The sequence below is a fragment of the Bradyrhizobium sp. BR14999 genome (assembly GCF_056106085.1).
Genome location: NZ_CM148536.1, coordinates 8454848 through 8467040 on the forward strand (window position 1 = coordinate 8454848; position 12193 = coordinate 8467040).

Here is a 12193-nt window from a genome sequence, read left to right on the forward strand (position 1 = left end):
GGAGCCGGCCCCGACAAACAAAAATGTCGAAAAACAACCCCATGCACAGTAGCGGTATTATCGGCGGGGCTGCTAACCCCAACAGCCGATTGCACATTCTGGAATATCGATGTGGCGGCGCGGTGACACCAAGCCTCGAGATTTTCGGACTGGTGCGCTTTGCGCATCGCCCGGGGTCGCGAGCCAGTCGCGTTAATTCCTGGCCTTCTCCGCTTCCACCGCCTGCCAGCCGATGTCGCGGCGGCAGAAGCCTTCCGGCCAGTCGATGCGGTCGACGGCCTGATAGGCACGGCTTTGCGCCTCGGTCACGGTCTTGCCGAGCGCGCAGACATTGAGCACGCGGCCGCCATTGGCGAGAATGGCGCCATCCTTCGCCACGGTGCCGGCGTGGAAGATCTCGACGGTGTCGACCTTGGCGGCGTCATCGAGCCCGCCGATGCGCGTGCCCTTCTGGTAGTCGCCGGGATAGCCCTTCGCCGCCATCACCACGGTGAGCGCGGATTCCGGATGCCAGCGCAGATCGAAATGCTTCAACTCGCCGTCACAGGCTGCAAGGAAAGCCGGCACGATGTCCGACATCATGCGCAGCATCAGGACCTGGCACTCGGGATCGCCGAAGCGCACGTTGAACTCGAACAGTTTCGGGCCCTGCGTCGTCAGCATGATGCCGGCATAGAGCACGCCGCGGAACGGCGTGCCGCGCTGTTTCATGCCGGCCACCGTCGGCAGGATGATCTTCGCCATGATCGCGTCGTGGATCGCAGGCGTGACCAGCGGCGTCGGCGAATAGGCGCCCATGCCGCCGGTGTTCGGGCCGACGTCGTGGTCGAACACGCGCTTGTGGTCCTGCGCCGAGGCCAGCGGGATCGCCGTCTCGCCGTCGCACAGCGCGAAGAAGCTGATCTCGCGGCCGGGTAGAAACTCCTCGATCACGACTTCAGCACCGGCCTCGCCGAAGGCGCCCTCGAACATCATGGCGATGGCGTCCTCCGCCTCGCGCACGGTCTTGGCGACCACGACGCCCTTGCCGGCGGCTAAGCCGTCGGCCTTGACCACGATCGGCGCGCCCTGGCTCTGGATATAGGCGCGCGCCTCATTGGCATCGGTGAAGCGCTTGTAGGCGCCGGTCGGAATGCCGAATTCGGTGCAGAGCGCCTTGGTGAAACCCTTGGAGCTTTCGAGCTGGGCCGCCACCTTGCTCGGCCCGAACGCCTTGATGCCGGCGGCGGTGAGGTCATCGACGATGCCGGCCGCCAGCGGCGTCTCCGGGCCGACCACGACGAGCTCGACCGCGTTTGTCTTGCAGAAGTCGATCACCGCGGCATGGTCGGCGATATCGAGCGCCACGCACTCCGCCTCCCGCGCGATGCCGGCATTTCCGGGCGCGCACCAGAATTTGGTCACCAGAGGGGAGGCTGCGATCTTCCATGCCAGAGCATGTTCGCGGCCGCCGGAACCGAGCAGGAGAATGTGCATCGAAGGCTCAGAAAATGAGGGGTTTTGCTGGGGGCGGAGGTCGCACGAATCGGGGTGGGGCTCAAGGGGGGCTGGCTCTTGCTCCCCATTCCCCGTCATTCCGGACGCGGCGTGGCCTTACCCTCCCCTGGAGGGGGAGGGTCGGCTCACATTGAGCGAAGCGAAATGTGAGACGGGGTGGGGTGACGGTCTCTCCACCTCGCACAGTGTCCGAGTGGAGAGATCACCCCACCCCGCTCGCGCTGCGCGCGATCGACCCTCCCCCTCCAGGGGAGGGTAAGAGTCAGACCTGCTTCCCCGCGATGATCTCCTGCAAAATCGCCACATGCCGCGCGAAGGCGCCGCGACCGGCGGCGGTGGCGGTGACCGTGGTCTGCGGCTTCTTGCCGACGAACGCTTTCTCCACCGAGACGTAACCGGCCTTGGCGAGGGTCTCGATATGTGCGCCGAGATTGCCGTCGGTGGCGCCGGTGAGCTTCTTCAGTCGCGCGAATTCCAGACCCACCTCCTGCGGCAGCGCGTTCAGCGCCGCCATGATCTTCAGGCGCAGCGGCTGGTGGATGATGTCGTCGAGCTCGGCCAATTCTAGCTCCGCCGCATCCAGAGGCCGCCGACGGTCAGCCCGCCGCCATTGACGACCGCCATCCACAACAGCAGCGAGAGCCCGGGGATGTAGGCATATCCGATCAGCGTCAGTGCAATGATGGTCGCTCCGATCACCAGGAAGGCATAGCCGAACCAGACCCCTGCCATCATGTAGAACAGCATGATGTAGATCGGCCAGAACACCGTCTGCTGGCGCGGCGTGAAATGACCGAAATAGCAGCAGAAAATGCCAAAGGCGGCGATCAACCCAAACGTCAGAAAATAGCGGCCGTCGAACACGCGAATGCGGCTCTTCGAACGGTGATACGCACCGAGAGCGATCAGGCCTATGGCCGACACCCCGTACACTGCGAACCAGAAGTAGAGCCCGTAGCGCGGCCAGAGCCAGCCCGAGATGTTGCCGACGAACGCCAGCACGCCCCACATCAGCAGGGCGAGACTGGAGACCTCGTAGATCTGCGACTGCCGCACGCGGCGGACGGTGTCCTCGATATCGTTCAGCGCTTCGGAAGCCTGCTTGCTGTCGATCACGACGGCGCTCCGCTCTGCTCGACCAGCCCGCTGGACATCGTCGGTGCATCCACTGGGGGCCGATGCTTCCGGATCAGGATGTACGCGATCATCATGGTCACAAGCGACGCGACCAGCGCAATCAATGCGACCTGCTCCCGCGTGGTCACAGGCAGCAACCGCGCCGCGATGTTCGTGATTGCCGCCGAGACAGGGGAGGCATAGGACCAGGCGATGAAGTTATAGTGCGTCCTTCGCCAGTTCGCCGGTCGCGGACTGCGCAGCAGTGGAACGATCGCCAGGACGATCAGGGTGAAGTTCACGATCGCGGCGACATGGAACGCGTTGAAATGGCCGGTGAACCGGTAGACCAGCAAGGTCGCGGCGTCGGAGGCCAGCATCGCGTAGACGTAGAAGTAGCCGCGCGCGCGATGGCCTGCACCACGCTTCGGGCGCAGAAACTGAATTAGCCCGGCAACGAGACACAGCGTCGCCAGCACGGCATGAATTGCGCCCGCGGATGTCAAATGCGCAATCATCGTCAGCTCCCCGCCGCACCGCGCGTCGCCACGTCCTCGGCGATCGCGGAGACTGCCTTCGGATTGGTGACGATGCCCATGTGGTTGATGCCGTCGATGATCTTGACGTCGATCGACGGTTTGATGGCCTGCACGGCCTGCGCATATTTGTCCGAGATCATCATCTCGTCCTCGGCGGCGCCGAAGATCGTGACTGGACGTGTCGTCGCCGGAAGATCGATGCGATAGCCGCGCGTCCCGAAGTTGCGCATCAGGCGGTCCGAATAAGTGGAGACGAGGTATTTTGCCGAGCTCGGCGGCACGGCCAAAGCGAGCACCGGCAGCTGCGAACAGCAGTCGATGCCGAGCCTGCGCAATGCCGTCAGGCCGAGGAAGCGCGGGAGATCGATGTTGGCCCAGCCGCCGGCCTTCGGCTTGTTGGTCGGTGCGTCATAGCCGAGATAGGGCGCGAGCAGCACGGTGCGGACGAACATGTCCTGCATGATCGGCGTGGCCGCGACGCGCAGCGAGAAGCCGGCGCCGGCGGAATGGCCGATCAGGGTCAGCGGCAGATCAGGCGCGTTCCTGCGGACATGAGCGACGAAATCGACGAGGTCGTCCTCGAGTTGGCCGACATAGCCGATGTCGCCGCGCGTGCCGGAGCCGCCATGGCCGCGGATGTCCAGCGCCCAGGTCTCCACCCCGCGCGCGGCGATCGCATGGGTCAGCGCGTGATTGACGGTGCCGCTGGAGCCGGAGGAGCCATGGATGAAGATCGCGCCGCGGCCCGTCTCCGGGCCTTTCGGCGCATAGTGGCGATAACCGATCCAGGTGCCATCGCGGGCCTGAAAACGTTCGAGCGGTGGCAACGTGGACCAGTCGATGCCCTTGGCTGAATCCGAGACCGACCGCATCTCAGGCGGCCGCTCCAGCGGCATTGCGATCATGGCGCCCAGGATCAGCGCCACGCCGCCGAGCGCACACAAGGCCCATTTCAGGCCGGTCAAAACGCCGCGCAGCAGCCGGATCGCCATGGCTCATCTCCCTAAACTCAACAAGCAATAGAGAACTCTATATTACAGAGTACTCTTCCAATCAATCCTGGGATTGGCGCCGCGGCGCGAAAATCCTTAACGTCGGGTTTGACCCCAAAATGCCGAATCGTTTGCCGATGCCGCCTGCGGAACAATTGCTCAACGCGCCCGAATTCACCGTCTCCGAGCTCTCGCTGTCCCTGAAGCGGACGGTCGAGGACGCCTTTGGCCATGTCCGGGTCCGCGGCGAGATCTCCGGCTTCCGCGGACCGCACTCCTCCGGCCATTGCTATTTCGCGCTCAAGGACGACAGCGCCAAGATCGAGGCGGTGATCTGGAAGGGCGTGCATAGCCGGATGCGCTTCAAGCCCCAGGAGGGGCTCGAGGTCATCGCCACGGGCAAGCTCACCACCTATCCGGGCTCTTCCAAGTACCAGATCGTGATCGAGGCGCTGGAGCCGGCCGGCATCGGCGCGCTGATGGCGCTGATGGAGGAGCGCAAGAAGAAGCTTGCCGCCGAAGGCCTGTTCGACCAGGCGCGCAAGCAGCTCTTGCCCTGGCTGCCGGAGGTGATCGGCGTCGTCACCTCGCCGACCGGCGCCGTCATCCGCGACATCCTGCATCGGCTGGAGGACCGCTTTCCCCGCCGCGTGCTGGTGTGGCCGGTCAAGGTGCAGGGCGAAGGCTCGGCCGAGCAGGTCGCGGCCGCGATCCGCGGCTTCAACGCGCTGCCCGAGGGCGGCAAGATTCCGCGGCCCGATGTGTTGATCGTCGCGCGCGGCGGCGGCTCGCTGGAAGATCTCTGGTCGTTCAACGAGGAGATCGTGGTTCGGGCAGCTAGCGACAGCATGATCCCGCTGATCTCGGCGGTCGGGCACGAGACCGACATCACGCTGATCGATTTCGTCGCCGACAAGCGCGCGCCGACGCCGACGGCGGCGGCCGAGATGGCGGTGCCGGTGCGCAGCGACCTCTTCGTCGAGGTCGCCGATCTCGGACGGCGCACCCGCGCCTGCTGGCAGCGCGGCCAAGAAAGCCGGCGCAACGAGTTGCGCGCGGCCGCGCGCGCGCTGCCGGCGGCCGGCGACCTGCTGGCGATCCCGCGGCAGCGGCTGGATTCGGCGGGCGCATCCCTGCCCCGCTGCCTCAAAGCCAACACGCATGCGCATTTCCGCAGGTTCACCGCCGCCAGCGCCAAGCTGACGCTGCGGGTGCTGCACGGCCAGATCGCGCAGGCCGATCACCGCCTCACCGTTTGCGGTGAGCGGCTCGGCCTGTCTGCGCGCTCGCTGCTGCGGCGGCGGCGCGACCACTTTGCCGGGCTCGAGGTTCGCTTGCGCGCGTCCAAGCTTTCCAACGCACAGGCGCAGCGCAACGCGATTCTGCGCCAGCGCGAGCACACGCATCGGCTCGCCGAGCGCGCGCAACGCGCGCTCGTCACGCTGCTACAACGGCTCGATGCGCGTGTCGAGAACAGCGGCAAGCTGCTCTCCGCGCTGTCCTATCGCAGCGTGCTCGCGCGCGGCTTTGCATTGGTGCGCGATGAAGTAGGCCACCCCTTGCATGCGGCCGACAGTGTCGGGCCGAATGCGCGGCTCGAGATCGAGTTTGCCGATGGCCGTGTGGCCGCGACTGCGGATGCGGACCGCCCGGCGCCTGCGGCGAAGCGTGCGCCCTCGCAGCCAAAGCCGGCCGCGCAAGACGCAAAGCCCGCGCCGAAGCGCGTGGCCAAGCCGGTGGATCAGGGCAGCTTGTTCTGAGGCGCGAGGGCGACGCTCCGCCCTCGGTGTCATTCCCCGCGAATGCGGGGAATCCAGTACGCCGAGGCTCCTCGGTGAATCACAGACGTCTCGGCGTACTGGATCGCCCGGTCCCGGCTCCGCCAAGGCTACGCCGGGGCCACAAGGGTGCTTGGCCGCCGAAGCTTCAGCGAAGGCGGCAAGCCGGGCGATGACAGCTCGTGTGTGGGAAGCGTGCGTGCCCCCTCGTCATTGCGAGGAGCCCTTGCGACGAAGCAATCCAGAATCCCTCAACGGAAAGACTCTGGATTGCTTCCACCTTCGCTGAAGCTTCGGCGGACAAGTCGCTGCGCTCGCAATGACGACTGCGGCGGCAGTCCGCCTTACCGGCAGGACAATCCCGCGTCGATCGTGGTCCAGAAGCCGCAATGTTCCGGCGCCGGCTGTGGTGCGCCAGCGTGGGCCTCATACAGGAAGATCGCGACAGTGAAAACGATGACAGCGGATGAGAAAAGGGCGATGCGGTTGCGCATACTGATTGCGTTTAATCGACATCGTGGTCGAATGATGGCGTCGCGACATGCTGAAACCGGCGCCACGCGCGATCCGTAGATTCCCGGTCGGCCATCATGGTCCGTGCAGGGCGGTGGTCGATGCGGGGCTGTCCGCCTGACGTTGTTCCTCGGCCGGCCCCGCTTCCGCCTTCGCTCTACCGAGCTACGGCGGGACAAGTCCGGGCTACGAACTACGGCACCATCCTCACCGCGCCAGCCATTCCGCGACGTCCTTCTGCGACTCCGCACGCGCCTGCGCATCGGTTCCGAGATGGCCATGCTCGGGCGCGGCCACGTCGGTGCCGCCGGCAGCTGCGTGCAGCGGCGTGTTGGCGCGGTCGAAATCGTGATAGGCGCCGGGATAGACCACGATGCGCGCGAGCGCGCTGCGGCCGCGCGCGCCGTCCACCATCTGGCGGCAGGCCGGCGGCGACGACACGTCGTCATCGGCGCCGATCAGCACCAGGGTCGGCACCCGCGTGCTCCAGCCGAGGCCGGCGGAGATCCGGCAATCGGGATAGAAGGCAATCGCGGCGCGAAAATCCGGGCCCAAATCGCGCGCCGCGCTCTGCGGCCGCACGGCCCACAGCAGCGCGCTGGCGCCGTTGGCCCAGCCGATCAGGCTGACGCGGTCGCGCGCCACCCAGCTCTGCTTCATCAGCCAGGCGCGTGACGCCGCGATGTCGGTGACGCGTTCGCGCCGCGCCTTGACGTGCATCTCCTTGACGCGACATTGCGGCCCGAGCTCGCGCGAGCCGTAGCTGTCAGGCAGCAGCACCGCATTGCCGGCCCTCAGCAGCCGCTCGGCCCAATCGCGATAGCGCGGCAGGACGGAATCGGAATGGCCACTGAGCCCGCCGCAGCCGTGCAGCGCGATCACGGCCGGAAACGGCCCCTCGCCCTCGGGCTTGTAGAGCTGCGCATGCAGGACACCCGACGACAGCGGGATGTCGACCTGCTGCGGCACAGGCGCGGCGTGCGCGGCCGACATCAGGAGCGTCAGGAACAAGGCGGTCAGTCGAAGGCGCATCGGACTCGGCGTCAAGACCCTGGGTCCAAGCACTACCACGCGGAAACGGCGCCAAAACATCACAAACCAGTGGGTTTACCGGGCGGACAAGCCACCCTATCTATGCTACATCCAGCCCGACACATCGTGCCCTCCAAGGAATTTCCACGGAGAGGCCTTCCACGGAGACTTTCGACCGTGCTGAACAAGTTTGGTCCTTCGGGCCATGGCGAAGCGCAGGTGCAATATCTCGACGGCGATTTCCGCGTGATCTCGCCGGGGACCTATGTGCGCTGCGCGATCACCGACACGCGCATCCCGCTCGACGAGTTGAAATATTGGAGCGTGGATCTGCAAGAAGCCTACGCCACGCCTGCCGCCGTGCTCCAGCGGCATTTCCCCGGCGCGCCGAAGCCGCAGGCGTGAGGCCGCGCCCGCGCGGCTATTGTTGCTCGGTGCCATCCGCGCCCACGCAGGTCTTGATGAAAGTCTTGCGGGCCTCGCCGACGATCTTCTGATCGATCGCCTGCTTGAGGCAATCGAACCGCGCCTGCGCCATGCAGAGCTGCAGCTGGTCGCGTTTATCCTGTCCCTTCAGGTTTTGCGTCGTGGCGAGGCACGTGACGCGCTTGGTCGCGAGAACTGGAACCGCACTTGTCGGATTTGCCGGAGCGGCCGCAGGCGGCGGCGAGGGGGTCTGAGCAAGGGCGGGCAAAACCGGCAGACAGGTGAGGCTGACGGCAATGATCGCGGACCGCAGTTTCATCGAATTCTCCTGATCGGAGATATATCGATAGGAGCGCGGCCATGAATGCCGGCTGAATGCCAGCCGATGTTTAAAATTGTCTCGTTTCCGTTGGGGCCGGTTTAAGTCGGTCTGCCGCACATTGCCACGGGAAAAAATGGCAAGCGGGCAGGACACACATGGACCGCCGGAGACTTTGCAGCCGTTCGTTCGATGCACGATTGAGCCCAGAGCGGCATGCTCGTCGGCGCGAGCGGGCGGTTAGCCTGCTTCAACGATTCGCCCGAGATCAGTCGGGCAGTTATGTGATCATTTCGGCGCTGCTGATGCCGGTCCTGGTCGGCACAGCAGGGCTCGGCACGGAAGTGGGCTGGTGGTACTACAAACACAAGAACATGCAGAGCGCGGCTGACTCTGGCGCGGTCAGCGCTGCGACAGCGGCGAGTGCAGGGACCGACCCCTCGTCCGAAGCCAAAGCGGTTACGGCAAACTACGGTTACGCGAACGGGGCGAACAACGTCACGGTCGCGGTGAACCAGCCGCCGAAGACAGGCAATCATGCATCGAATTCGCAGGCCATCGAAGTCATCGTGAGTCAACCGCAACAGCGGCTGCTATCAGCCTTGTTCGGCTCGGATCCTGTCCTCATAACCGCACGCTCTGTCGCCCTGCCCAATTCCGGGACAGGCTGCGTACTTGCGCTCAACTCGAGCGCAAGCCCCGCTGTCAACGTCAGCGGCGGCAACCAGCTCAACTTGATCAAGTGCAACCTTTACAGCAACTCGAGTGCAAGCCCCTCGCTCAACGTTGCCGGCAGCGCCTCGGTCGCTGCAAATCAGGTCGGAGTGGTTGGCGACGTCTCCGGCGCGAGCAGCATCACGGCGACCAACGGTGTCAAGACGCACATATTGCCCGTCGCCGACCCCTACGCCAACGTCTCTCCCCCCGCGAAGCCGAGTTGCACCAACGGCAAGATAGTGGTCAACTCCAATGGAAAAACAACCTCGCTCGACCCCGGCTGCTACACGGGCAGCATTACGGTCAATGCCGGCGCAGTCCTGAACCTCAATCCAGGCATCTATTATCTGGACGGGGCAAGCTTGAGCGTCGCTGGAAACGCCACCATCACGGGCAGCGGCGTAACCCTGGTGTTTACCGGCTCGGGAAGCAACTGGGGCACCGCTTCAATCGGCAGCAACGCGACCGTCGACCTGACGGCGCCGACCAGCGGCGCCACGAAAGGCATCGTCATGTACGGCGATCGCAATATGCCAGCCGGGACTGCTTTCAATCTCACCGGCGGCAGCACACAGAACTTCGGCGGTGCCATCTACCTGCCAAAGGCCAATCTCAGCTTCAGTGGCGGCAACGGCACGAGCACATCCTGCACCAAAATCATCGCGGATACGCTGACGTTCAGCGGCACGTCGAACCTCCAGGTCAATTGTACCGCGCTCGGCACCGCGACGATAGGTTCGCAAACCGCGCAGCTCATCGAATGAGGTTTGGTCCGATGCAAATCCAGAACTTCTCATCCAGGCGCCGCCCTCGATTGCTCGATTCTCTGATGGGGCACATGCGCGCCGCTATCGGCGACAAACGCGGCGTCGCGGCCGCCGAATTCGGCATCTTGATCCCGTTGCTATCTCTGATGGTCGTGTCGGTGACAGACATCGGACTTGCACTCTATCGCAAGATGCAGGTCGAAAATGCAGCACAAGCGGGAGCGCAATATGCAATTGCGCGCGGCTTTGACACGAGCGGCATTTCGAACGCCGTAACGAGCGCCACCAACGCCACGGACATCACTGCTTCGCCTGCGCCGGTCCAATTTTGCGGATGCCCAACGAGCGCGGGAGTTAGCACTGTCACTTGCGGGACGACCTGCACCGGCGGCGCGCAGGCTGGAACATATACGACGGTCTCGGCGCGAGCCACGTACTATACGCTCATCGATTATCAGATCGTGGCGGCCACATATACTTATAGCGCGCAATCCACTGCGAGGCTGCAGTGAAACTCACGGCGCTATGGCACGACAATCGGGGCGCGTCAGCGCTGGAATTTGCGCTGACCGCTCCCGCGTTCTTCCTGTTCATATTTGGGATCATCGAATGCGGGCTGCTGTTCTGGACTCAGCTGGGGATCCAGCATGGGAGCGAAATGGCGGCGCGTTGCGCAACCGTCAACAGCACGCTCTGCCCAAGCAGCAGCGCCATAACGAGCTACGCTGCCCAGCAGGCGTTCGGCCTCACCCTCCCTGCGGACACATTCACCTTTTCCACGTCAGCATGCGGCAACGAGGTAAGCGCGAGTTATGCATTTACGTTTCCGGAGATTCTCAATCTCTCCCCGGTGACGCTGACCGCCCGGGCATGCTTTCCGAGTTGAGGTCGTGAACAGACCGCCTCTACGGAATCATCGTGCGCTGAACCGTTCGCGCGCCTTGTGCGCGGCTCGCCCTCCCGCAATCGTTCCGATCCGACGTTGCATCGAACAGTGCTTGCACTCCGTAGTTTGTCATTTCGCGCTGTAGTTGGATTCTTTGTTGCAGATCGGCGCTCTTAAGTTGTTCGACGAAGTCTTGCTGAAACAAAGGGCTGCTATATTGGATGTTAGGTAATTAGCCCTGCTCTTTTTATCGCGCAGACAATCAAGTCAGCCAAACGGCGATCGAGCTTTGGAATTGGCGCAGTCTGTGAACGGGCTCATATCGAAGAGCCATCTGGCGGGCTACGATCACCTCGAAAATTCGCGGTGGAATATCTGTAAATCAGGGTCAAGCGATGGGGGTGTATCATGCCCACCATATTCGACATGCTCTATCGTGAATATTGCCGCGCCCGCCTCGCTGAAATGCGGAAACAGCTTCTGATCTCAGCCCAACGCTCTGAAGCTCTCGAAGCGCACTATCCGCCTGCGGACCAGGGTGATGATGAGAGGACGGACGCGCAGCGCAAGACCGATTGCGGCATGCCGAATTGAAGCGGCTCCAGGACCGGCGATCTCTCCCGCGTAGCGATGACCAAGCAAATTGCAGCTTGGGAGGCAGCAATGAATACACCCGAATGCTATACTGTGATGGTAGCCTGCGCCTCATGCCTGACCATTATTGGATTGATCGCCATCGGGGCGTGGTGAGCATGACTGAATGCTGCACCGCGATCCAGGCCGTTGCCGATGCCGCTGGCCAGCAAGTTCGATCGGCGTATGGCGCCGGACGCGGCACGCGCCGCATCTCATTGTCAGTCAATGGACGCCGAAAGGCCCTTCTCGGCTTGCAGATTTGATTGTTGCTGTGACGTGAGCGTTGCCGCCGCTTGGTGCTGCGGCGGCTTCGCTTCAGGTCGGGATGTCAGCTTCCAGGCGGGGTATACGAAGAACGCAGCTTTGCCGCGTTCTGGCGGACCTGCTTGATCTCGTCCTGCGTGAACAGCCGAGTCAGTTTCACATTCTGCAGGGTGCCCAACGCGACGGTCAGGCCGGAAATGGCGGGAGCGGCACTCGGGTCAGGCACGTCGAAAATCACCAAAACGCCGGGGCCGTCGGTTGCAACGCTGTACATCGAGATCAGCCTACCGCCGGCCGCTTCGATGAGCTTTCGAGCCGCCTCCTGGCGATCGGTCGTGGGATTTTCCAAAATGGCCGTGAGAGAGCGTTGTGTGTATTGTCCGGTGAGGCAAAAATGCATGGCATGTTCTCCTCTGTGACTCTTGGAAATAACTTTCGATGCCGCCCCGAACTCGTCGTTGCGGCCGTCGCATCTGAAATGATGAAGATAGTGCCCGCCGTGGGCATAAACGCCGCCGATGATTGCCGGGAGTTCGGCACGTCCCGGTGACGGCTCTCGTGAAAGGCTACATCAAGTCCCAAACGTGCGGAAGAGAATTCGTCGACCGTTACACTTCGCTTTTGGGGCTACGGCAGAGACGCTTGCCTAACGCACGATGAGATTAGGATGAATCGTCATCGCGCTTTAGGTTGTTGTTTGAGCATGATCTT

General features: G+C 63.6%; 14 protein-coding genes. 6 read left to right on the forward strand and 8 right to left on the reverse strand.

The features are described 5' to 3' along the window. Window positions 1–192 precede the first annotated feature (192 nt). The 5 genes from purD to ACR9YP_RS39455 all read right to left on the reverse strand — a co-directional run bounded on the left by purD (window position 193) and on the right by ACR9YP_RS39455 (window position 4144). Window positions 193–1476 carry a phosphoribosylamine--glycine ligase gene (gene purD / locus ACR9YP_RS39435; RefSeq protein ID WP_438105174.1) on the reverse strand — a complete coding sequence of 428 codons (1284 nt, stop codon included), beginning with the start codon at window positions 1474–1476 and terminating at the stop codon, window positions 193–195. 283 nt (window positions 1477–1759) lie between these two features. Further along, window positions 1760–2059 carry a winged helix-turn-helix domain-containing protein gene (locus tag ACR9YP_RS39440; protein ID WP_438105176.1) on the reverse strand — a complete coding sequence of 100 codons (300 nt, stop codon included), beginning with the start codon at window positions 2057–2059 and terminating at the stop codon, window positions 1760–1762. Window positions 2060–2061: 2 nt separating this feature from the next. Then, entirely contained in the window at window positions 2062–2613 is a 552-nt protein-coding gene (locus ACR9YP_RS39445; RefSeq protein WP_474218585.1) for a hypothetical protein, read from the reverse strand. Further along, complete coding sequence (locus ACR9YP_RS39450; RefSeq protein WP_474218586.1) at window positions 2610–3131, reverse strand: DUF2306 domain-containing protein; 522 nt, start codon at window positions 3129–3131, stop codon at window positions 2610–2612. Before ACR9YP_RS39450 ends, ACR9YP_RS39445 begins: the two co-directional genes overlap by 4 nt. A gap of 2 nt (window positions 3132–3133) precedes the next feature. After that, the gene (locus ACR9YP_RS39455) at window positions 3134–4144 is read right to left on the reverse strand and encodes an alpha/beta hydrolase (protein ID WP_474218587.1); all 1011 of its coding nucleotides are present in this window, start codon (window positions 4142–4144) and stop codon (window positions 3134–3136) included. A 137-nt stretch (window positions 4145–4281) separates the two neighbouring features. Between ACR9YP_RS39455 and xseA the strand changes: the two genes are divergently transcribed. Continuing rightward, window positions 4282–5904, forward strand: a complete 1623-nt coding sequence (gene xseA / locus ACR9YP_RS39460) for an exodeoxyribonuclease VII large subunit (RefSeq protein ID WP_474221201.1) — start codon at window positions 4282–4284, stop codon at window positions 5902–5904. Window positions 5905–6642: 738 nt separating this feature from the next. On the opposite strand, the gene ACR9YP_RS39465 is transcribed toward xseA, so the two are convergent. Next, window positions 6643–7467 carry a dienelactone hydrolase family protein gene (locus tag ACR9YP_RS39465; RefSeq protein WP_474218588.1) on the reverse strand — a complete coding sequence of 275 codons (825 nt, stop codon included), beginning with the start codon at window positions 7465–7467 and terminating at the stop codon, window positions 6643–6645. A 177-nt stretch (window positions 7468–7644) separates the two neighbouring features. Here ACR9YP_RS39465 and ACR9YP_RS39470 point away from each other — a divergent pair, with 177 nt between their 5' ends. Further along, on the forward strand, window positions 7645–7872 hold the full coding sequence (locus ACR9YP_RS39470; protein WP_195800562.1) for a DUF2093 domain-containing protein: 228 nt from the start codon (window positions 7645–7647) through the stop codon (window positions 7870–7872). Between the two features lie 16 nt (window positions 7873–7888). Here ACR9YP_RS39470 and ACR9YP_RS39475 read toward each other — a convergent pair whose 3' ends face one another. After that, on the reverse strand, window positions 7889–8368 hold the full coding sequence (locus tag ACR9YP_RS39475; RefSeq protein ID WP_474218589.1) for a hypothetical protein: 480 nt from the start codon (window positions 8366–8368) through the stop codon (window positions 7889–7891). A 2-nt stretch (window positions 8369–8370) separates the two neighbouring features. On the opposite strand from ACR9YP_RS39475, the gene ACR9YP_RS39480 reads away from it, so the two are divergent. The 4 genes from ACR9YP_RS39480 (at window position 8371) to ACR9YP_RS39495 (ending at window position 11176) form a co-directional block, all read left to right on the forward strand. After that, entirely contained in the window at window positions 8371–9693 is a 1323-nt protein-coding gene (locus ACR9YP_RS39480) for a TadE/TadG family type IV pilus assembly protein (protein WP_474218590.1), read from the forward strand. Between the two features lie 11 nt (window positions 9694–9704). Then, a complete protein-coding gene (locus ACR9YP_RS39485; protein ID WP_474218591.1) occupies window positions 9705–10208 on the forward strand; it encodes a TadE/TadG family type IV pilus assembly protein in 504 nt (167 codons plus the stop codon). Beyond that, entirely contained in the window at window positions 10205–10582 is a 378-nt protein-coding gene (locus ACR9YP_RS39490; protein WP_245471468.1) for a TadE/TadG family type IV pilus assembly protein, read from the forward strand. The genes ACR9YP_RS39485 and ACR9YP_RS39490 overlap by 4 nt, the downstream gene beginning before the upstream one ends. A gap of 408 nt (window positions 10583–10990) precedes the next feature. Beyond that, window positions 10991–11176, forward strand: a complete 186-nt coding sequence (locus tag ACR9YP_RS39495) for a hypothetical protein (protein ID WP_474218592.1) — start codon at window positions 10991–10993, stop codon at window positions 11174–11176. 370 nt (window positions 11177–11546) lie between these two features. On the opposite strand, the gene ACR9YP_RS39500 is transcribed toward ACR9YP_RS39495, so the two are convergent. Continuing rightward, on the reverse strand, window positions 11547–11882 hold the full coding sequence (locus ACR9YP_RS39500) for a GYD domain-containing protein (RefSeq protein WP_130220038.1): 336 nt from the start codon (window positions 11880–11882) through the stop codon (window positions 11547–11549). Window positions 11883–12193: the final 311 nt, after the last annotated feature.

What these genes read in the sequence shown, in the direction of transcription:
- purD (WP_438105174.1), bottom strand. Translation starts at nt 1,476, where the DNA reads ATGCACATTCTCCTGCTCGGTTCCGGCGGCCGCGAACATGCTCTGGCA.
- ACR9YP_RS39450 (WP_474218586.1), bottom strand. Translation starts at nt 3,131, where the DNA reads ATGATTGCGCATTTGACATCCGCGGGCGCAATTCATGCCGTGCTGGCG.
- ACR9YP_RS39455 (WP_474218587.1), bottom strand. Translation starts at nt 4,144, where the DNA reads ATGGCGATCCGGCTGCTGCGCGGCGTTTTGACCGGCCTGAAATGGGCC.
- xseA (WP_474221201.1), top strand. Translation starts at nt 4,282, where the DNA reads ATGCCGCCTGCGGAACAATTGCTCAACGCGCCCGAATTCACCGTCTCC.
- ACR9YP_RS39465 (WP_474218588.1), bottom strand. Translation starts at nt 7,467, where the DNA reads ATGCGCCTTCGACTGACCGCCTTGTTCCTGACGCTCCTGATGTCGGCC.
- ACR9YP_RS39480 (WP_474218590.1), top strand. Translation starts at nt 8,371, where the DNA reads ATGGACCGCCGGAGACTTTGCAGCCGTTCGTTCGATGCACGATTGAGC.
- ACR9YP_RS39485 (WP_474218591.1), top strand. Translation starts at nt 9,705, where the DNA reads ATGCAAATCCAGAACTTCTCATCCAGGCGCCGCCCTCGATTGCTCGAT.
- ACR9YP_RS39495 (WP_474218592.1), top strand. Translation starts at nt 10,991, where the DNA reads ATGCCCACCATATTCGACATGCTCTATCGTGAATATTGCCGCGCCCGC.
- ACR9YP_RS39500 (WP_130220038.1), bottom strand. Translation starts at nt 11,882, where the DNA reads ATGCATTTTTGCCTCACCGGACAATACACACAACGCTCTCTCACGGCC.